This window comes from Streptomyces sp. H27-H5 (assembly GCF_026627505.1).
Classification (GTDB): domain Bacteria; phylum Actinomycetota; class Actinomycetes; order Streptomycetales; family Streptomycetaceae; genus Streptomyces.
The window spans coordinates 105,183-124,330 of the sequence record NZ_JAPNLK010000016.1 but is presented as its reverse complement, the minus strand read 5'-3'; the positions used below and the strand labels follow the sequence as shown (position 1 = coordinate 124,330).

Sequence of the window (19,148 nt, the reverse complement as noted above, 5' to 3'; positions counted from 1 at the left end):
GGCACCCCCGAGGACGCACTCGACACCGCCTGCCACCTCCACCTCACCGGTCTCGACACCTGACACGGGCAAGCGCACGCCAAGCCCGACGTCAACCCCCGAAGGATTTACGACGCAGACCACTAAGAGCGCCCGCGGACCCCGGTCATTGACCGCGGTGGCCGGCTCGTTGACTTCCCGGACCGACGCCGGACCGACGCCGGACCTTCAGCGGCCGACACCGGGCGTGGGCCCGGCGGTGTCCGGACCGTCACGGCCGGTTGACGGGAGCCGCGCCCCCGCATTGACTGACGGCCATGTCCGGCATCGAGCCCTCCACCGTCGCCGCGTGCTACGCCCGCGCGGTCCTGAGCGCCACCACGAACGGCGCCGACGAGCCCGGTGCCTGGAACTCGCCCAAGGACCGGCTGGGGTTCACCGAGATGCGCGACCTGTGGGCGACGGTGATGGGCACCGAGGGCGCCAACCCCCACACCGGGCTGCTGGTCGGGGACCGGATCCGGCCCGGCCGGGGAGCCTGCACGTCCTCGGCCACGTGGTCCTGACCTGCGCGAGCCTCGCCGACGCCGCCGACGCCGCGGCGCGCTACCACCCGCTGGTCAGCCAGGCCGGCACGGTCACCCTGCACCGGGGCGATGACCGGACCCGCATCCGCTACCGGCCGACCGTGGATCCCGCGACCATGCATCCCCAGCAGGTGGAGGCGATCCTCACCGGCATGGTCAGGGCCGCCCGCTGGGTCGCCGGAGACGACTGGGCACCCTGTCCGTGTCGTTCACCCACCCGCGCGCCGGCTCCCCGGAGCCGTACACCCGTGTCCTCGGCTGCCCGGTCACCTTCGACGCCCCCGAGAACGCGATCACGGTGGGCAACGAGGACCTCGACCGGCGCCGCGCCCCCTCCGACCCGGAACTGGGCGCCCTGCACCGGGCCTACGCCGACCGGCTGCTGCACGAACTGTCCAAGGCCGTGACGATCGGGGAGCGGGTGCGCCAGTGGCTCGAACACGCCCCGCTCGACGGCACCGGCCCCGCCGACCCGGGCCGGGAACTCAACCTCAGCGCCCGGACCCTGCGCCGGGCCCTCCAGGAGGAGGGCACCTCCTGGAGGGCACTCCTCGACGCGGCCCGCCACGCACGGGCCCGGCGGCTGCTCTCGCGTTCGTGCCGTGCCGACGGGCGTACGGGGTACGGGCGGGCGACGGGTGACGGGCTAGCGGAGCGCGCCGAACGCCTTCGTGAAGGCCAGCGGCTGCTGGAGGATCGAACTGCACGTCGGATCGGCGTGGTCCACGGCGCCCTGCCCGCACTGGCGGTCCCGCGTCGCGGACCACATCGCCAACCGGCCGATGCCCTTCGACTTCGCGAAGTCCACGAGCTGCGTCGCGTCCGAGACGGTGAAGACCTCGCCGGCCACGTCGTTGACACCGATCATGGGTGTGACGGCGACCGCCTTCCAGGCGGCCGCGTCGGTGAGCCCGAGCACTCCCTTGATCTGGGCCTGCGTGGCCGTCGCGGCCTGGACGGCGTACTGACCCATGTCGCCGCCGTACGCGGGCCCGTAGTCCATCGCCATGATGTTGACGCCGTCGACGCGTACGCCGGCCCGCTTCGCGTCGGCCAACAGGGCGACGCCGGGCTGGGTGAGCCCCTCCGGCATCACCGGCAGGGTGAACGCGACGTCCAGCCCCGGGTGCGATTTCTGGAGCGCGGCGATGGCCTGGCCGCGGCGCGCGTTGGCCGCGGTGTCGGGCAGCGCGGCGCCCTCGATGTCGAAGTCCACCTTGGTCAGGCGGTACTGGTCGATGACCTTGCCGTACGCGGCGGCCAGCGCGTCCGCCGTCGCACAGTTCAGGGCCAGTTCGTGCCCGGCGGCGCCGCCGAAGGAGACCCGGACGTCACCGCCCTTGGCCCGCAGCGCGCCGATCTGCGCGGCGACCTTGTCGCTCGCGAGGTCCGTGACACCGCCCCACAGCGGCGCGCAGCTGCCACCGGAGGTGATGAAGGCGAGGTGGAACTCGTTCACCCCGGTCTTGGTGGCGGTGTCGACCAGGTCGTAGGCCGGGTAGAGCGAGGTGTCCACGTACGGCGCGAAGCGCGCCCCTCCGGCCGGGGCGCCGGTGACCGGCGGGGGAGTGGGGGTCGAGGTGGCTGTCGCGGTCGGCGTGGGCCGGGTGGAGGGCGCCGAGGTGACGGGGGCGGTCGCACTCGCGCTCGCCGTCGGGGTGGGACGTCCCCCGGGCGGGGGCGTCGCCCCCTGGTCCACGGAGCACTTCACGCCGTTGATCAGGCAGGCCGTCGGGTTCCCGGGGGCGCCGGTCCCGCTCGCCACGAAGCCCACCGTGACGGAGGCACCGGCCGCGAGCTGCTTGTTCCAGCTCGCGGGCTTGACGGTGACGTGCTGACCGTCCACCGTGTGCGTGCCGTTCCACAGGGAGTCGATCCTCGTGCCGGCGGGCAGGTCGAACCGGAGGGTCCAATCGGCCTGCGCCTGCGCGGTGTTGTTGGTGATCACGTACTGGCCGGTGTAACCGCTTGTCCAGGAACTGGACTTGGTGTAGACGGCTCCGACGGCGGCGGCCTGCGCGGTCCCGGTGAACGCGAACGCGGCGCCGGCGATCACCGCCGCGGCCGCGATCGCGCCTGTCGCCTTCGCCGTCTTGCTCGTCCTGCGCCGGTGGCCGATCGTGCTGCCCATCGCGTGCCTGCCTCTGAGTTGCCGGGAATCCGGGTCACCGGGGATCCGAGGTGCGTGGAAACCGGGGTGCCAGACGTCCGAGGTGCTGGTGTTCCGAGTTGCCGGACATCGGGGGTGCCGGAAATCGGGGGTGCGGCAGCACGCTAGCCGCCCCGAAACGGACAGCGGTTCGATTCGGGGCGGTGGCCGTGACTCTTAGGTTCCGCTTAAGGCGGGGGTAAGAGGGGGCTGAGGAACGGGACCGTGGGGGGTGCGTCCCGGGCGGGACGGGGTCGAGTCAGACGTAGTCCGGTCAGACGGAGGGATCGGGATCGGGACCGGGGTCAGGCGTCGCCGTCGAGGCCGAGGTCGAGGAGGGCGTTCTCGACGACCTCGGTGAGGGCCGGGTGGATCCAGTACGGCTCCTTGGCGAGCGAGAGCGCGTCGATCCCGCGCGTCATGGCCAGTACGAGGGGCTGGATCAGGATGGCGGCCTGCGGCCCCATGATGTGCGCGCCGAGCACGCGCCCGGTGCCGGGCTCGGCGAGCACCTTGCAGAAACCGGTGGTGTCCTCCATGGCCCAGCCGTACGCCACGTCCGCGTAGGAGGCCGTGCCGACGAGGAAGTCGCCCCCGCAGTCGCGGCATTCCTCCTCCGTCGCGCCGATCGAGGCGATCTCGGGGCGGGTGAAGACGGCGGACGGCACGAGGTCGTGGTCGGCGCCGATGAGGTCGTCCGGATGACGGAGGTTGTGCGAGATGACCTCGGCCTCCCGGTTGGCCACGTGCTTGAGCGGTACCGGCGTGCAAACATCGCCGAGCGCGAACACCCCTTCGGCGGTGGTGTGTTGATGCTCGTCCACCACGATGCGGCCGTCATCGTGGGTGCGGATGCCGGCCGCGCCGAGTTCCAGGCGGTCGCCGTTGGGGATCCGCCCGGCGGCCACCAGCAGCATGTCCGCCTCGAAGGTCGACCCGTCGTCGAGGGTCAGGGTCAACGCGCCCGCCTCCCCGCCGGCGGCCGTGAGTTCGCGCCCGAGCCGCAGGTCGTACCGGGCGCGGGCGAGGTCGGTGAAACGCTCGGCGACCGTTTCGTCCTGCGGGCCCAGCAGGTACGGCTCGGTCTCCACGACCGTGATCTCGGTCCCCGTCGCGTGGAAGACCTCGGCGAGCTCGGCGGCGATGTACCCGCCGCCCAGCACGGCCAGTCGACCGGGCGGCGCGTCGATCCGCATGATGGTGTCCGACGTCTCGTACGGCACCCCCGACTCGACCACCACGGGCGGTACCGCCGGGCGACTGCCGGCCGCGACGACGATCTGCCCGGCGGAAACATCCACGGGGCCGCCGTCCAGGTCGATGCGCAGTCGACGGGGGCCGTTGAAGCGGGCCGTGCCCTCGTACACCGTCACGTTCGCCGCGTCGAGGCGCCCCTGCCGCCCCTGCGCGCGTTCCGCGTCCAGTCGCCCGAACACCCGGTCGCGCACCTCCCGCCAGCGCACGGCGCGCAGTCGCGCGTCCACGTCGTAGGTGTCCGCGCCGAGCACGGTGCGGGCCACATGGGCGGTGTAGGCGAGCATCTTGCTCGGAATGCATCCGGCGTTCAGACAGGTCCCGCCGAACCACTTCTCCTCGACGATGGCCACGTCGAGGTCGGCGAACGACTCGTCGACGACCGCGTTGCCGGATCCCGCACCGATGACAATCAGATCGTGATGACGCATCGCTCCAGCGTACGAGGGGCACGCGCCGTCTGGAGGACACCCCGCTCCGCGGGGTGTGACCGGACGACGATCGGGCGAGCCGCCCTCCCGTGCTCGTCGGGGATGGGCCCATTCGGTCCCCCGAAGTGGACCGTTTTGATGCGTGTGGGTGGGGTAGGCGGCATTTCATCTGGTAATCGAACTCATCGGTGGAAGAATCCCCGGATGTCACCCGAGGCGTCAGCCGAGGCGATTCGGGACGACCACCGACCGCGTTGCGAATGGAGAACCCCGTGTCCGTCGTGAAGAGTGCCCTCCCGGCTGCCGACCTGAAGACCGTCGGCGAAGCCCTGCAAGGCGCGCTGGTGGATCTGGTCGACCTGGCCCTGGTCGCCAAGCAGGTGCACTGGAACGTGGTGGGCCCCCGCTTCCGCTCCGTTCACCTCCAGCTCGACGATGTGGTCGTCTCGGCCCGCACTCACTCCGACGTGGTGGCCGAGCGTGCCTCCGCCCTCGGCGTGACCCCGGACGGACGGGCGGCGACCGTGTCGTCGTCCAGCGGCATCGCCGGCGTACAGGGCGGGTGGATCAAGGACGCCGAGGCGGTGAAGATCCTCGTGGACGCGCTGGCCGCGGTGGTCACCCGGATGCGCGAGCGCATCCAGGCCACGGGCGAGGCCGACCCGATCACCCAGGACATCCTCATCGGCCTGACCGGCGACCTGGAGAAGCACCACTGGATGTTCCAGGCCGAAAGCGCCTGACGGGTCCGGCGCGTTCGGCGCCGTCCCGGTTCTCAGACCGAGCCCCGGCCCGGGGACATCCCGGCCGGGGCTCGTCTCGCATCAGACGCATCAGGGGGACGACGGGCCGGTCACGCCGACACGGCCGAGACGCGGCCCGCGGCGATCGCTTCCGTGAGGTGGGTGTGGTCGCGCTCGTTCAGGTCGGCGTAGCTTTCCGCGAAGCGCAGGACCGCACGGTCGAAGACGTCGCGCCGGCCCAGGTACGCGCCGATGGCGATCCGGTCGCCGGAGCGGGCGTGCGCCCGCGCCAGGGTGACACCACACAACTCGGCGAAGACCTTCATGCCGCGCGGCACCATCTGCGACGGGTCCACGATTCCCTTCCAGTCCAGCAACTGGCGCACGTAGAAGTCCCGGCGCCGGCCGTCCATGCCGTGGACCTGCTGCCAGCCCAGGAAGATGTCCCCGGCCGCCTGCATCAGCCGCTGCCCGGCGACGACGCGTTCGCCCTGCGTGGCGAACTCGCTCCCACCGGCGTGCGCGGCGAGCACCGATTCGCCCGCCTCCTTGGCCTGGAGGATGAGCGGGTCCTCGTCGTCCCGGCCCAACAACAGCACGACCCAACACCTCATGCCGACACTGCCGACACCGACCACCTTGCGCGCCATGTCCACGACGCGGAACTGCTCCAGCAGGTGGCGCCGGTCGGGCGTGAGGCTGTTCCCGTACTCCTTGACCAGGCCGCGGATCTCGTCTTCGAGCGCGGCGCGTTCCTTGTCCTGGATCAGCTCGGAGATCGGTGTGATCAGTCGTGGGGCGGCGGCGAACCGGCGCTCGCCCCCGACGACCTCGGTGAGCTTCTCGAAGGCCCGCATGCTGTCGCGTCCCCGCGCCTTCGTCAGCTCCGCGGAGACGCGCTTGCGACCGCGCGTGTGCAGTGCACCGGCCGCCACGGCCTGGAGCTGCGCCTCGTCGACCCGCGCATACCAGACGTCGAGGGTGCGCATGGCGGCGAAGCGGCGCATCTGCTCGCGGTAGGACCGCACCCCGGCCCGTACGATCGCCGCGCACTCGTCGTCGGTGAAGGAGTTCTCCCGCGCGGCGATGACCAGGCTGACGGCCAACCGCTTGACGTCCCACTCCCACGGGCCGGGCAGCGTCTCGTCGAAGTCATTGATGTCGAAGAGCAGGTTCCGCTCCGGGGAGCCCAGCAGGCGGAAGTTCAACAGGTGTGCGTCGCCGCAGAGTTGGACGCGGATGCCAGATTCCGGAGTGCGGGCCAGGTCGCCCGCCATGATGGCTGCCGCACCGCGGTAGAAGCGGAACGGCGACTGAGCCATCCGTCCGTAGCGGAGCGGCACGAGTTCCTGCACCCGGGTCGCCGACTGCCGCTCGATCACGTCGATCGGGTCCGTCCGGTCCGCGGACGCGTCGAACTCGCCGTGTGCGGAACGGGGTGTCCGCCGTCGTGCGGCCCGTCCGAGGGCGACGCGTTCGTCGGCGGAGAGCGGCGGCCCGGCACCGGGCGTCTTGGAGGTCGTCTTCGAGGTCGCCTTACGCTTCGTCATCCTGTGAACCTCCAGGCCGCCTCCGGGCCGCCGTCTCCCCGTACGGGCGCGGCGCTCCGACAATGGCTCCGTGCCCGGGTGCCTCCGGTGGCGCCGTCGGCTCCGCTCAGTAGAAGAGCTTGTACGTGACGTCCTTGGGGATGGGGGAGGGCACGGTGTCGGTGTAGAGCAGCCGGACCGTCGTGAACCGCTGGACCTCGGGGTGCGCGGGCCACGGCTTCGGATTGCTGAAGGTCACGGTCACCGGGTGGGGGTGGAACCGACCGGCCGCGCAGTAGGGGCGGCAGTCGTTCACCATGTTGGTGCCGGTGGCCGTGGCGGTCTTCGGGCCCCAGGACTCCCAGTCGAGTCGCACGAGGCGGCTGTTCCCGTCGCCGCACGCCAGCAGGTAGTCCTCGGGTCGCACCTGGGCCTCGTTGGAACAGTCGAGCACCACGAGGGGTTCCGGTGCGGCGCGCGTCTGCGCGGAAGCGGGCACGGCGCCGGCCACGAGGGCGGCGGCCGCGCACAGCAGGGTGGCCGTCCTGACCCCGGCCCGGGGCGTTGCGGGAGTGAGCCCGCCGTCTCCTGAAGTGACCACAAGACCCTCCTTGACCGGGCCGTCCCGACATCGGTGTACTGCCGTAGCCCTGATCAGCTTCCCCCATCCGGACGTACCGCGCACCCGCTGCGCGCCCGACCCGCCCGGACGCGGGCCCACCGGGGGCGCGACGGTCCCCCGGAGCCGGCGGGCGTCGCGTCCTACGCCTGCGGCAGCGACTCGCCCTGTACCGCCTGGATGTCCAGCTCCACCTTCAGCGTCGTCCCGATGGCGGCGATGCCCGCCCGCACCACCTGGTTGTAGTTCATCGCGAAGTCCTCGCGGTAAAGATCCGCGGTGGCGCGGAACGCGGCGCGCGTGCCGCCCCACGGGTCGGCGCCGGTGCCCAGGTAGGCGAGGTCCAGGTCCACGGGCCGTACGACGCCGCGCATCGTCAGCTCGCCGTGCACGGTCCAGCGGTCGGACCCGGCGGGCGTCAGACCCGTCGAGCGGTAGGAGAGTTCCGGGTACGTCTCCACGTCCAGGAAGTCCGGCGACTTCAGGTGGCCGTCGCGCAGGTCGTTGCCCGTGTCGATGGACGCCGCGCCGATCCTCGCCTCCACACGGGACGCGGACACCGCGTCCGGGGAGATCTCGATCCGGCCGGTGAACTCGGTGAACCGCCCGTGCACGCTGGAGATGCCCAGGTGCTGTGCGACGGCGCCCACGGAGGAGTGCGCCGGGTCGATCGTCCACGGCCCGGGCGGCGGCAGCTCGGTACCCCCCTGACGGGCGAGGACGACCTTGCCGACCTCGGTGCGTCCGCCGGCCGTGACGATCGCGCTCGACGCGCTGGGCGCGTAGCCGACCGCGGTGACTATGACGGTGTACGCCCCCGGTGCGAGCGCGGTCGTGTCGCGTACGGCTCCGTCGGCGTCGGCCTCGGCGCGGACCACCTGCGTGCCCGTCATGTCGGTCACCGTGACGACCGCGTGCGACACGGCCCATCCGTCGCGCGTGAGGATCCGTGCGGTCAGTCCCATCCCGTTTTCTCCCTGCCAAGCATGTCGAGATCGTTTGAACATGGCCGGCCCGCGGGGCGCGCCTCCTGCTCGGGGCGCGCCCCCCGGGCGGGGGGGCGGCCCTGGGGGCGGGGGGCCCCCCCCCCGGGCCGGGGTCCGGCTACTCGCCGGGGTGGGCCAGCTCGATGTCGTGGTCGTCGACACCGCGGGCGCCCACGCTCAGGGCCGTGGCCACCGGCGGGTAGCTCGTCGCGATGACGGTGTACTCGCCGCTGTCGAGGTCGGTGAAGGCGTACGCGCCGTCCGCGCCGGTCCTCGCCGTGTCGACGACGTTGCCCGCCGTGTCGATCAGCGTGACCCGCGCGTCGCCGAGCGGGCCGTGCGGCGCCCGTACGACGCCCTGGACCCGTGCGCCGGGGCTGAGCTCGACCTCGACCCGGGTGACGCCGGCGCCGCCGACCTCGACGGGCAGGGCCGCGGGGCGGTGCCCCAGGGCGTTGACCGCGATGGTCACCGAGCCCGGCACCATCTCGGCGAAGGAGAACTCTCCCTGCTCGCCGGTGGTCGCGGACGCCAACACGTCACCGCGTACGTCGGTCACGATGACCATCGCGTCCTTGACCGGGTCACCGCTCCCGGCGGCCCGGACGAGGCCACTCAGCCCGCTCGTACCGCTCAGCAGGATGTCGTACGCGACCGGCTCGCCGTTCACCACGATCGTCGACGCCTGCGGCTGGAAACCGTCGGCCGAGGCGATCAGGACGTACGAGCCCGAGCCCGGGGCGTCCACGGCGTACGAGCCGTCGGCCCGTGAGACCGACCGGCCCAGCTGGCGTCCCGCGAGGGAGATCAGCGTCACGGCCGCCTGGGGTACGGGCGCGCTCTCGGAGCCGCGCACGTAACCGCCCACCGGAGTACCACCGTTCACGGGACCGGTCCCTTCGTTCGCCACCGCGGTGACGGTGGTCGTCTGCTGTGTCGTCCCGGGCTCGACGTCGCCCGTTCCGCGTCCGGTGTCGACCGAGGCCGAGGCCGAGGCTGTGAGTACGGGTGCGGGGTGCGCCGTGCGCTCCTCGCCGGCGGTCTCGGCGAACCGCGGAGCCGAGGTCGTCACGGCAGCGGGGGCCGCGAGGTCATCGCCGCGTCCCGGGCCCGCCTCGACGGGCGAGGCGGCCTGCTCCAGACCGCCCGACGTGCGCAGCGGGACCTCCTTGATGAAGATCGTGACGAGGAAGGCGATCAGCGCGAGCGGCGCGGCGATCAGGAAGACGTCCGCGATGCCGTGGCCGTACGCGCTCTCCATGACGGTGCGCAGCGGGCCCGGCAGGCTGTCCATGTCCGGGATGCTGCTGCCGGAGCTGGAACCGGCGGCGGCCGCCGCGTACTTCGGGTCGAGGGTGGCGAGCCCGTCCTGGGCGTAGTGGGTGATCCGGTTGGCCATCACCGCGCCGAGCGCGGAGACGCCGATCGCGCCACCGAGGGAACGGAAGAAGGTCACTGTGGAGCTGGCCGACCCGAGGTCGGACGGCGCCACCTGGTTCTGCGTGCACAGCACCAGGTTCTGCATCATCATGCCGATGCCCAGGCCCAGCAGCGCCATGAAGATCGCGATGTGCCAGTACTCGGTGTCGTAGCGGATCGTGCCGAGCAGGCCCAGACCGGCGGTCACCAGCACGCCGCCGCAGAGCAGCCACGCCTTCCACTTGCCGGTCTTGGTGATCACCTGGCCGGAGACGGTGGAGGAGACGAACAGACCGGCGATCATCGGGATCGTCATCACGCCCGACATGGTCGGGGACTTGTCGCGGGCCAGCTGGAAGTACTGGCTGAAGAACACCGTGCCGGTGAACATCGCGACACCGACGAACAGCGAGGCGATCGACGACAGCGCGATGGTGCGGTTGCGGAACAGGCGCAGCGGGATGATCGGTTCGGCTGCCTTGGATTCGACGAGGACGAACAGCAGCCCGAGGGCGATCGACCCGCCGACCATGGCGAACGTCTGCCAGGAGACCCAGTCGTACTTGTCGCCGGCGAAGGTGACCCAGACCAGCAACAGCGACACGGCGGCCGAGATGAAGAACGCGCCGCCCCAGTCGACCTTGACCTCGCGCTTGACGACGGGCAGGTGCAGGGTCTTCTGGAGCACGATCAGGGCGATGATCGCGAAGGGTACGCCGACGTAGAAGCACCAGCGCCAGCCGAGCCAGTCGGTGTCGGTGATGACGCCGCCGAGCAGCGGTCCGCCGACGGTGGCCACGGCGAAGGTCGCGCCGAGGTAGCCGCTGTAGCGGCCGCGCTCGCGCGGGGAGATCATCGCGGCCATCACGATCTGGGCGAGGGCGGACAGGCCGCCGACGCCGATGCCCTGGACCACACGACAGGCGATGAGCATCCCCGCGTTCTGGGACAGGCCGGCGGCGGCCGATCCCAGCACGTAGATGACCAGGGCTATCTGGACGAGTGCCTTCTTGCTGTACAGGTCGGAGAGCTTGCCCCACAGGGGGGTGGCGGCCGTCATGGAGAGCAGTGCGGCGGTGACGACCCAGGTGTAGGCGGACTGGCCGCCGCCCAGGTCGCCGATGATCTCGGGCAGGGCGTTGGAGACGATCGTCGACGACAGGATCGCGACGAACATGCCGAGCAACAGCCCGGAGAGCGCCTCCATGATCTGCCGGTGCGTCATGGGTGCGCCGTCGTGGCCGCCTCCGTGCTTGGCGTGAGAGCCCCGCACACCGGCTGGTGTGGTCGTTGCCATGGGCTTCCTAACGTTCTTCGTGCGGGTGTACGGGTGATCAGTTCAGTCGTGTGCGGTGGACGCCGCCGGAGCGGCAGTCACCGAAGCTTTCGCGCAGGCGGGACATGAGCCGGACGAGCCGGCCCACCTCCTCGTCGGACCAGTCGCTCAACCGGTCGGCGAGCAGCTGCGAGGAGCGTCGGGAGAGCTCGTCGAGCTGTTCTCCCCCGGCGGCGGTGAGGTGCAGGATGCGCGAGCGTTTGTCGGCCGGGTCGGGTCGGCGTTCGATCCAGCCCCGGTCCGCGACGTGCGCGACGTGACGGCTGGTGACGGACATGTCCACGGAGAGCAGCTCGGCGAGTCGGCACATGCGCATGTCCCCGTGCCGACCGAGGAGGTGCAGCACGGCGGCGGATCCCGCCGGGCAGTCCTGGGGCAGGATCCGACCCAGGTCCCTCTTGACGGCGCCGACGGCACTGAGCTCGCGAGCCAATTCCTCGTACTGCGCCCGCTCGGCCATCGCACCTCCTGCATCGTTGCTTCAGGCAACCGTAAAAGTAGTTGGTTGCTCCAGGCAAACCGGGAGGGCCGTACGGAGCTAAAAAGTTGACAAAGGCAAGCATTGGCGAACGTAAACTCGCAGGTGAGCGACCTCGGGGCTCGGGATGGCAACGGAGAGGCTCATTCATCAGGCAATCTGATGATCACGCTGTGCAGTCGTGGGGTACTCGTGCCGGGCCACCGCGACGTCGACGGTCGCGATGTTGCCCCCGCAAAGGGGCGACGCTCGACCGGGGGCGCGTGGGGTGCCTCGGTCGAGCGTCGTCCCCGGGCCGGGCCGGGCCGGGCCGGGGTGGTCGGGAAGGGTGGGGGCGGTCGGCGATCAGCGGCCCTGGAGCGCCTTGACGTTGTTGCCGAAGGTCCAGTTCTTGGCGCCGTCCCAGTTCACGGACCAGGTCATCAGGCCCTTGAGGCCGTTCCCGTACTTGTTCCAGGCCTGCGCCACCAGGTTCGGGGCCATGTGGCCGCCGCCCGCGCCCGGCTGGGCCGGGAGTCCGGGGACCTGCTTGTCGTAGGGGACCTTGATGGTGGTGCCCTGGACGACCAGGCCCTTGTTCAGGCAGTCGGTCTGCGCGGTGAACCCCTGTACGGTGCCGGCGGAGTAGGAGTCGCCCGAGCAGCCGTACATGCTGCCGTTGTAGTACTGCATGTTCAGCCACCACAGGCGGCCGTTGTCGGCGTACTTCTTCACGATGGGCAGGTAGGCGCCCCAGATCGAGCCGTACGCCACGCTGCCGCCGGTGACGTAGGCCGTCTCGGGTGCCATCGTGAGGCCGAAGTTCGAGGGCATCCGGGCGAGCACGCCGTCGATGATGCGGATGAGGTTGGCCTGCGAGGCCGACAGCGTGGTGATGCTCCCGCTGCCGACGAGGCCGGTCTCGATGTCGATGTCGATGCCGTCGAAGTTGTACTTCTGCAGGATCGGCACCACCGTCGCGACGAACCGGTCGGCGACGGCGCTGGAGCTGAGGTCGATGCCCGCCGCGGCGCCGCCGATGGACATCAGGATGGTCTGGCCGGAGGCCTTGGCCTGGCACATCTCGGCCGGCGTGGCCACCTTCACCGTGGAGTCCATCCCGTCCTCCCACAGGACGGTGCCGTCCGAGCGGATGACCGGGAACGCCGCGTTGGTCACGTTGTAGCCGTGGCCCTGGATGCGGCTGTCGGTGATCGGGATCCAACCGAGCGGCGGGTGCACGCCGTTGGCGGCCCCGTCCCAGTTCTCCCAGTAGCCCTGGAGGACTTTGCCGGCGGGCCTCGACTTGACCGCGCAGGTGTCGGCCCGCGGGGCCGGGGCGGGGCCCGGGGTGGCCGCGATCAGGTTCGGCAGGGCGAGGGCGGTGGCCAGGGCGGCCATCAACAGGCGTGAACCGCGAGAGAGCATGGCGAGGTGCCTCCTGGACTGGGGGGAACCCGGATAGGTGCGTGGGGTGGTGGACCAGACGGTAGGGAGGTCCGCACCGACGGTCAATAGGTCTGGACCAAGTCCCCCGAGAGTCGAGGGGAGTTCGAGAACGGCGGGAACAGGACATTCCGTTTGCCGGGCCCGCAACTTCCCTCAAAACCGGTTAAGTTGACCTCCCGCCCGGAGCGTCGACGACGCGCGACGCACAGCGCACACGCACGCCCGACGGGAGCGACCCCGCCCCGGGGAGGGCGAGTCGCGAGCGGAGACCCGAGAGACAGAAACAGGCATGTACGCGAAGAACGAACACGGACAGGTACGGCCGGCGGCCGGCGGGGGCGGGGAGCCGGCGTGGAGCGGGGAGTCCGGGCGGGCCGGGGACCCGGCGCGGGGCGCGGGCGGTGACCGGGACGTCCCGGAAGCGGCGCGATGGTTCGAGGCCCTCGCCGCGTACGCCCCCGCGCCCGCCTTCATCCGCGACGGACAGGGCCGGTACCTGTGGGTGAACGCGGCCTACGCCCACCTGTACCGCATGGAGCCGCACGCCGTGGTCGGCCGGACCGTGGAGGAGATCGACGCCCCCGACGACGCCGCCGTGTTCCGGGCCCTGGACCGCGAGGTGCTGTCGTCCCGCCGGCCGGTCCGCCACACCCTCGTCTTCCGCCACCCCGACGGGACACCCCGCCAGGTCACCGGGCACCGGTTCGTCCTGGACCACGGCCGGGGCCTGCGCGTGGGCGGCATCTACACGGACGTCACCGACCAGGCCAGGGCCCTGGAGGACAAGGCCGTCGCCGCCGAGGAACTCCACGCCCTGTGGGAGCGCTCGGGGCTGGCCATCGTGACCCTCGACCTGCGCGGCCGGGTACAGCGGGTCAGCGGAGGAGTCGCCGAACTGCTCGGGGGCGACCGCGCCTCCCTGGAGGGCACCCGAGCCATCGGACACCTGCGCGGTGACGCCCGGACCGTGCGGCGCGCCTGGGTGGACCTGGTCGCCGGCAAGGCGTCCCGGCGCACGTGTTCCGTCGTCTGCGGCACGGCCTCGGGCGAGAGCAAGGTCCTGCGGGCCGACCTCGCGGTGGTCCGGCGCCAGGGTGCTCCCGACCGGGTCTCGGCCGTACTGACCTCGCTGAGCGTCGGGTTCGACGCCCCCGCCCAGGTGAGCCCCGTCCAACTGCGGGTCCTCTCCCTGATGGCGGCCGGCCGGTCCAACGGGGCCATCGCCACCGACCTGGGCCTCTCCCGCCAGGCGCTGGACTACCACCTGCGACGACTGCGCGGAGCACTCGACGCGGAATCACGCCCGGCCCTGGTGGCCCGTGCCTACACGCTCGGCATCCTCGACACCGGGGTGTGGCCCCCGCGCGCCGCCGTCCCGCCCTGTCAGGGCTGACCGACGGCCTGCCGCACCCCGTCACGCCGCAGCCGCCACAGCACGACGCCCACGACGAGCAACAGCAGACAGGTGCCCACCGCCGCGTGCACGAGGAGCGCGTCCAGGCGGTCCGCCGCCAGGTAGGCGCCGACGGCCAGCGCCACCAGCGCGCACACGCCGCGGTCGATGATGGACTCCACCGACAGCAGGGTCGCCCGGTACGGGGTCGGCGGGATGGCCGCGTTGATCAGGTTGCGTTGCACCGGGTACGCGAGGCCCGCCGCGGCGGCGAACACGCACAGCCACGCGATGGTGCCCAGGGCCCCCGACAGCGTGGTGGCCGCGAGGGTGAGCGCCATGACCACGCTCAGCACGGTCACCACCGTGGTGTCGGAGAGCCTGCTGCGCAACCAGCCGGTTCGGGCCGATCCGACGGCCTCCGCGACCGTCATCGCCGACAGCACCGCACCGTGATCGGCGACAGGGAGGTCCTTCTCCAGGAGCAGCGGTTGGAAGAGGTTGACCTGGCAGATCCGCGCGAGCGTGAAGATGGCCACGCCCTGCACCATCAGCGGCCCGAGCGACCGCGACGTCCCGAGCACCTTCAGGGCCTGGCGGGCCGAGTCGAGGAGTCCGACGCGTTCCGCGGTCGGCCGCGGCCCGCCGTGTCGTTCCGCGAGGGCCGGAAGGGCCGCGGCGCAGGCCAGCGAGCCGAGCGTGGAGAGCGCGGTCAGCACGTACGGGGCCTCGTGCCGGACGTGCATCAGGACGCCGACCAGCGGCCAGCAGGCGATCTTCGCCCACAGGCCGAGCGCCCGGGCCGTCCCCTCGGCCTGCACGTAGTGTTCTCCCGCACCGTGCTCGTGCAGGTACTCGTACAGGTACGCGCTGGACGCCCCGGAGACCAGCGAGCGGGCTGCGGCGATGGCCAGGAAGTGCGCCATGAAACCCGCGAAGGAGGGCGAGGCGACCGGCAGGAGGTTCGCCGCCGTCATCACGGCCGCACCGAGCTGCATGCAACGGCGCTGTCCGATGCGGTCGGCGATGAAGCCGGTGGGTATCTCCAGCAGGCAGAACGCCACGTAGTAGACGCTCTGGATGCCGAAGATCTGGCTGTCCGAAAGACCCGCCTGCTTCTGGTACTGGTAGAAGACCGGCATCCACCACAGCAGGTTGAACAGGAGCTGGAAGCCGTTGTTCAGGCGGATCACGCGGAGCACCGCGGCGGGTGGGCGGACGCGGCGTTTCACGCGCGCACGCAGGGAGATGGGCATGGGAGTGACCTTCGGATGGGGCGGAACGCGGGGGAGTGCGGGCAGGATCAGGCGCTGTACGGCCTGAGCTGGAGGATGTGGAGCGCGCCTCCGGGCCCGAGCAGCCATTCGACGTCGAGCGGTCCGGCGAAGGTGTAGTCCGCGGCGAAATGGGACTGGAGCAGCCGGCCCGCCAGCGCCAGCCGGCCCAGGTGGGCCTGCGTCTCCAGGTCCAGGTCCTGCTCGGCCGCCCCGAGCGAGATCGTGCGACCGCCGCCCTCGACCGTGTTGTACAGGTACTGCAGGGGCATCGTCCGGCCGTCGACCACGTCGGCCGTGGAACCGTGCGCGCAGTTGAGGTACACGTTCCGGAAGTCGGCCCGGTTCGTCGGGTTGCAGGTGACCATGACGCCTCCGAGCGGGGACGGCTCGTAGCGCTGGACGATCACCCCCATGTACGTGTCGTCCAGCGAGATGCCGGCCTGATGGCGCAGCCGCACACTGCGCGGGGACAGCAGGGACGCCCACACCTGACGGATCGCGTCCAACAGGCCCGGCAGATCGGTGACCTTGGTGAGGGACTCGTAGATGCCGGCCGCGGAGAAGCCCGGCAGGTCCTCGGCGTTCGACGAGGAACGCACCGCGAAGCGACTCGTGCCCGCCAGGTGCTCGACCAGCTGGGTGTCCAGAGCGCGCACCAGGTCCTCGGGCACCGGGAGGGTGCGCACCAGGTGCTGCAACTGGACACAGACCGTGTCCACGGCGTCCATGGCGTTCAGCTCCAGGGCCATCTTCAGCTTGCCGATGCACTGTTGCACGGCGGGCGAGGAGTCCAGGAAACGCTGTTGGACGGAGAAGGGCACGGCGATCCCCGCCGGTGCCTGGACGTGCCGGGCCAGGAACTCCCCGGCGTACTGGGCGAGATCGCCGTCGGCGGGCATTTCCAGCCGGGCGCCCAGGTGACCGAGCAGATCGGTCCGGGGCGGGCGCGGCACGGAGTAGTAGCCGGTCAGCCGGCCGGAGCCGTGACGCAGCACGTGGTGCAGTTCACCGAGATTGGCCGCCTTCGTGCCGTAGCGGTTCCGGTCGCGGGCACGCAACGCGGACAGCGGCACGAGCGGTACGTCCGTCACGTGCGGGGCGTCGAGACGGACCCGCTGCGTGTGCCAGGTCGGCTCCGCGAGGTCCGACGGCTCCTCGGCGCGTTCGACGACGAAGCCCTCGGCGGTGACCTCGTAGCGGACCCAGGCGCCGTCCAGCTTCTCGTCCGCGATCGTGTCGAGGATGCCGCGGACGATGGCGTTGGGGATGCCCCAACCGGCCGCCAGCATGTTGGTGTGCGACAGCGGCGTGGTGGGCAGGGCGTTGAGCAGCCCCGCGAGGCGCGGGATGTCGTCGGGGACGACGGGCATGGCAACGATGTCGTACCAGGTCAGATCCGCGCGTGCGGCCCGGTACTCCTCGCCGGAGGCGAAGGCGCGCAGCCGACCGGTCGCCGAGGCGAGCGTCAACGGCACGAAGGGCGCGGTCGCGAACAACGCGTGCCCCCGGGCGCGGGGCACCACGGTCTCGGGCACCGCCGCGAGGGCGTTCTCCTGCCCGTGGTTGGCCGGCTTCACCAGCAGTTCCAGCGCGGGATCCAGGTGTGCCCGCACGAAGGCGTGGAACTCGATCAGCAGGTCCGCGCCCATGGTGTCGGCCTCGGTGGTCTCCAGGACCATGAACGGCTCGTCCTGTTCCGGGCCTCCCCGGGAGTGCAGCGAGAGCACGCCGAGCAGGAACCGTCGCTCGGGATCCTGGTAGACGTCGTGGTTGAACCGATCGAGCCGGGCGTCGAGCTGTTCCAGGGTCAGTCCCACGACCTCGGTGGCTATGTAGTTGACGTGGAAGGAGTGCACGGCGCTGTCGAGGACGTGCCAGAGGCCCTGTTCCCGGTCGACGACGACCTTCACGTACGGGTGCCCGCCCAACACCCCGGCCAGCTGCTCGAACAGGGGCAGCGTGAGCAGGGTGTCCACGGCCGCGCCCCGGGGGGACGGTACGGGAATGGTGCCGGCGTTCGTCATGCGGTGCTCCCGGGCGTCGGAAGGTCGGCGGACGGGGCGCCGAGGGCGTGCGGCAGGGCCGCGAGGATCCGGCCGCAGTCGGCCAGCAGGTCCGGCCCGGACTCGGCGGTGAGGAAGCACAGCGCCGCCATGGAGTTGGCGCCTCCCGCCTCCTCGTACACCGGCACCCGGCTCCCCGGCGGGAGGCTGTGCTCCCGCACCAACTCGACGCGGGAACCGGGCGCGAGCAGGGCCGGCCAGTCGACCGCCTCGAAGTCCCAGGTCGGGAGCTCGCTCCAGGGCCGGCCCTCGGGATCGACGGCGAGGACGACGAGCGACCCGGCCGCGCCCTCGCCCTCCGTCAGCATCCGCCGCGGGTAGTCGACGTCCCGGCCGAGCAACTCGCACACCAGCATGCCGATCATGTCGAGGCCGAAGACGGTCTCCACCTGCCGTGTGGTCATCACGCCGCCGAACCGGGCCGCCGTCTCGATCAGCCACATGGCCCCGTCCGCACCGAGTTTGATCTCGGTGTGGGTGGCACAGGTGTCGAGCCCGAGCGCGTCGACGGCGGCGCGCGAGACCTCCTCGATCCGGCGCTGAAGGGCGTGCGGGAGGGCGGCCGGAGCCAGGCTCGCGCGCTCGGTGAAGGGCGCGATGGTGGGCATCCGGCCGGTGATGCACAGCGGGTGGTACCGGCCGTCGGCGACGATCCCCTCCACGCTCGCGTAGTCGCCCCAACCGGCCTCGTCGAACCAGTCGGAGGCCTCGCCGGTCACGATCTCCTCCAGCAGGAAATCGCTGACGCCCTCGTCCGCGGCGTGCAGTTCCGCGTATCCCTGCGCGGACGAGGCCTCCATGACGGAACGGCCGGTCTTCCACGCCTCCTCGGCCTGCTGCTCGTTCCACACGGTGAGGTGGGCGGTGGAGCCCGCGCTCCAGGCGGCCTTCAGCAGCAGCGGCGGCGTCAGTTCCTCGAACGCGGCCGCGATGTCCTCCGGCGTGTGGACCTCCTTGAACCCCGGTACCGGCACCCCCGCGTCACGCCAGATCCGGCGCATCAGGCGCTTGTCCCGGGCCCCCGCGACCCGCTCGCCGGCGCCGCGCAGCCCGAGCCGCAGACTGGCGTGGGCCACGGCCACGACCGCGTACTCCGACAGCGTCAGCACCGCGGCGGCGCCGACGCGGCGGGCGTGGGAACAGATCAGATCGACCAGTTCCACCCCCTCGCGGGGCCGCACCGAGGTGACCGACGCGCACGCGGGCAGCCACACCGACTCGGTGGTGCGGGGGAGAGGTGCGAGCGCCAGGACGTGCACGTCGGCGTGGGCCGCGATTCTCGGTATCGCGTACTCCAGCGGAGGGCCGCCCTTGGCATAGACGAAGAGGATCGGGGTCATGGTGCTCCCGGGGTCGAGGGGGACGCCGCGTGGCGCTGCGGCGGCGTCGGGGGACGATCCGTACGGGGTGACACCGCGTACGGACCAGGGGCAACTAGAGCACGACGGGGAACGGTGGACGCACGTCTGTACCCCTA

14 protein-coding genes and 1 pseudogene are annotated in these 19,148 nt (G+C 71.5%); 4 read left to right on the top strand and 11 right to left on the bottom strand.

The window, feature by feature from the left end; genetic code table 11:
• The first annotated feature begins 296 nt into the window (after positions 1–296).
• Both OTB19_RS10765 and OTB19_RS43585 read left to right on the top strand, forming a co-directional pair.
• Complete coding sequence (locus tag OTB19_RS10765; protein ID WP_267797827.1) at positions 297–545, top strand: hypothetical protein; 249 nt, start codon at positions 297–299, stop codon at positions 543–545.
• Positions 434–828 (top strand): annotated as a pseudogene (locus OTB19_RS43585) (AraC family transcriptional regulator ligand-binding domain-containing protein); the annotation flags it as partial. The gene OTB19_RS10765 and the pseudogene OTB19_RS43585, both read left to right, overlap by 112 nt.
• Positions 829–1,212: 384 nt before the next feature.
• Here OTB19_RS43585 and OTB19_RS10760 read toward each other — a convergent pair.
• Together OTB19_RS10760 and OTB19_RS10755 are read right to left on the bottom strand one after the other, a co-directional pair.
• Complete coding sequence (locus tag OTB19_RS10760; RefSeq protein ID WP_267797826.1) at positions 1,213–2,697, bottom strand: cellulose binding domain-containing protein; 1,485 nt, start codon at positions 2,695–2,697, stop codon at positions 1,213–1,215.
• 323 nt (positions 2,698–3,020) lie between these two features.
• The gene (locus OTB19_RS10755) at positions 3,021–4,400 is read right to left on the bottom strand and encodes a mycothione reductase (protein WP_267797825.1); all 1,380 of its coding nucleotides are present in this window, start codon (positions 4,398–4,400) and stop codon (positions 3,021–3,023) included.
• Between the two features lie 272 nt (positions 4,401–4,672).
• Between OTB19_RS10755 and OTB19_RS10750 the strand changes: the two genes are divergently transcribed.
• Complete coding sequence (locus OTB19_RS10750; protein ID WP_267797824.1) at positions 4,673–5,143, top strand: Dps family protein; 471 nt, start codon at positions 4,673–4,675, stop codon at positions 5,141–5,143.
• Between the two features lie 110 nt (positions 5,144–5,253).
• Here the strand turns inward: OTB19_RS10750 and OTB19_RS10745 are convergent, their stop codons facing one another.
• From OTB19_RS10745 to OTB19_RS10720, 6 genes are all read right to left on the bottom strand, one after another.
• A complete protein-coding gene (locus tag OTB19_RS10745; RefSeq protein WP_267797823.1) occupies positions 5,254–6,693 on the bottom strand; it encodes a DUF2252 domain-containing protein in 1,440 nt (479 codons plus the stop codon).
• Positions 6,694–6,799: 106 nt separating this feature from the next.
• The gene (locus tag OTB19_RS10740) at positions 6,800–7,273 is read right to left on the bottom strand and encodes a hypothetical protein (protein WP_267797822.1); all 474 of its coding nucleotides are present in this window, start codon (positions 7,271–7,273) and stop codon (positions 6,800–6,802) included.
• Positions 7,274–7,434: 161 nt separating this feature from the next.
• Positions 7,435–8,256, bottom strand: a complete 822-nt coding sequence (locus OTB19_RS10735) for a YceI family protein (protein WP_267797821.1) — start codon at positions 8,254–8,256, stop codon at positions 7,435–7,437.
• A 139-nt stretch (positions 8,257–8,395) separates the two neighbouring features.
• Entirely contained in the window at positions 8,396–10,993 is a 2,598-nt protein-coding gene (locus tag OTB19_RS10730) for an MFS transporter (RefSeq protein ID WP_267797820.1), read from the bottom strand.
• Between the two features lie 37 nt (positions 10,994–11,030).
• Positions 11,031–11,492, bottom strand: coding sequence for a MarR family winged helix-turn-helix transcriptional regulator (locus tag OTB19_RS10725; protein WP_267797819.1), 462 nt, complete (start codon positions 11,490–11,492; stop codon positions 11,031–11,033).
• Between the two features lie 363 nt (positions 11,493–11,855).
• The gene (locus tag OTB19_RS10720) at positions 11,856–12,917 is read right to left on the bottom strand and encodes a chitinase (RefSeq protein WP_267797818.1); all 1,062 of its coding nucleotides are present in this window, start codon (positions 12,915–12,917) and stop codon (positions 11,856–11,858) included.
• Positions 12,918–13,227: 310 nt separating this feature from the next.
• Here OTB19_RS10720 and OTB19_RS10715 point away from each other — a divergent pair, with 310 nt between their 5' ends.
• Complete coding sequence (locus OTB19_RS10715; RefSeq protein WP_267797817.1) at positions 13,228–14,331, top strand: helix-turn-helix transcriptional regulator; 1,104 nt, start codon at positions 13,228–13,230, stop codon at positions 14,329–14,331.
• Here OTB19_RS10715 and OTB19_RS10710 read toward each other — a convergent pair.
• Genes OTB19_RS10710 through OTB19_RS10700 form a run of 3 tightly spaced genes read right to left on the bottom strand, consistent with a single transcriptional unit; the run spans position 14,322 to position 19,011 of the window.
• Complete coding sequence (locus OTB19_RS10710; RefSeq protein ID WP_267797816.1) at positions 14,322–15,587, bottom strand: MFS transporter; 1,266 nt, start codon at positions 15,585–15,587, stop codon at positions 14,322–14,324. The genes OTB19_RS10715 and OTB19_RS10710 overlap by 10 nt on opposite strands.
• Positions 15,588–15,634: 47 nt before the next feature.
• The gene (locus OTB19_RS10705) at positions 15,635–17,632 is read right to left on the bottom strand and encodes a PEP/pyruvate-binding domain-containing protein (protein WP_267797815.1); all 1,998 of its coding nucleotides are present in this window, start codon (positions 17,630–17,632) and stop codon (positions 15,635–15,637) included.
• The gene (locus tag OTB19_RS10700) at positions 17,629–19,011 is read right to left on the bottom strand and encodes an ATP-grasp domain-containing protein (protein ID WP_267797814.1); all 1,383 of its coding nucleotides are present in this window, start codon (positions 19,009–19,011) and stop codon (positions 17,629–17,631) included. Before OTB19_RS10700 ends, OTB19_RS10705 begins: the two co-directional genes overlap by 4 nt.
• Positions 19,012–19,148 lie beyond the last annotated feature (137 nt).

Coding starts and splice junctions, on each gene's coding strand:
- OTB19_RS10765 (WP_267797827.1), top strand. CDS start 297: ATGTCCGGCATCGAGCCCTCCACCGTCGCCGCGTGCTACGCCCGCGCG.
- OTB19_RS10760 (WP_267797826.1), bottom strand. CDS start 2,697: ATGGGCAGCACGATCGGCCACCGGCGCAGGACGAGCAAGACGGCGAAG.
- OTB19_RS10755 (WP_267797825.1), bottom strand. CDS start 4,400: ATGCGTCATCACGATCTGATTGTCATCGGTGCGGGATCCGGCAACGCG.
- OTB19_RS10745 (WP_267797823.1), bottom strand. CDS start 6,693: ATGACGAAGCGTAAGGCGACCTCGAAGACGACCTCCAAGACGCCCGGT.
- OTB19_RS10735 (WP_267797821.1), bottom strand. CDS start 8,256: ATGGGACTGACCGCACGGATCCTCACGCGCGACGGATGGGCCGTGTCG.
- OTB19_RS10730 (WP_267797820.1), bottom strand. CDS start 10,993: ATGGCAACGACCACACCAGCCGGTGTGCGGGGCTCTCACGCCAAGCAC.
- OTB19_RS10725 (WP_267797819.1), bottom strand. CDS start 11,492: ATGGCCGAGCGGGCGCAGTACGAGGAATTGGCTCGCGAGCTCAGTGCC.
- OTB19_RS10720 (WP_267797818.1), bottom strand. CDS start 12,917: ATGCTCTCTCGCGGTTCACGCCTGTTGATGGCCGCCCTGGCCACCGCC.
- OTB19_RS10715 (WP_267797817.1), top strand. CDS start 13,228: ATGTACGCGAAGAACGAACACGGACAGGTACGGCCGGCGGCCGGCGGG.
- OTB19_RS10710 (WP_267797816.1), bottom strand. CDS start 15,587: ATGCCCATCTCCCTGCGTGCGCGCGTGAAACGCCGCGTCCGCCCACCC.
- OTB19_RS10705 (WP_267797815.1), bottom strand. CDS start 17,632: ATGACGAACGCCGGCACCATTCCCGTACCGTCCCCCCGGGGCGCGGCC.
- OTB19_RS10700 (WP_267797814.1), bottom strand. CDS start 19,011: ATGACCCCGATCCTCTTCGTCTATGCCAAGGGCGGCCCTCCGCTGGAG.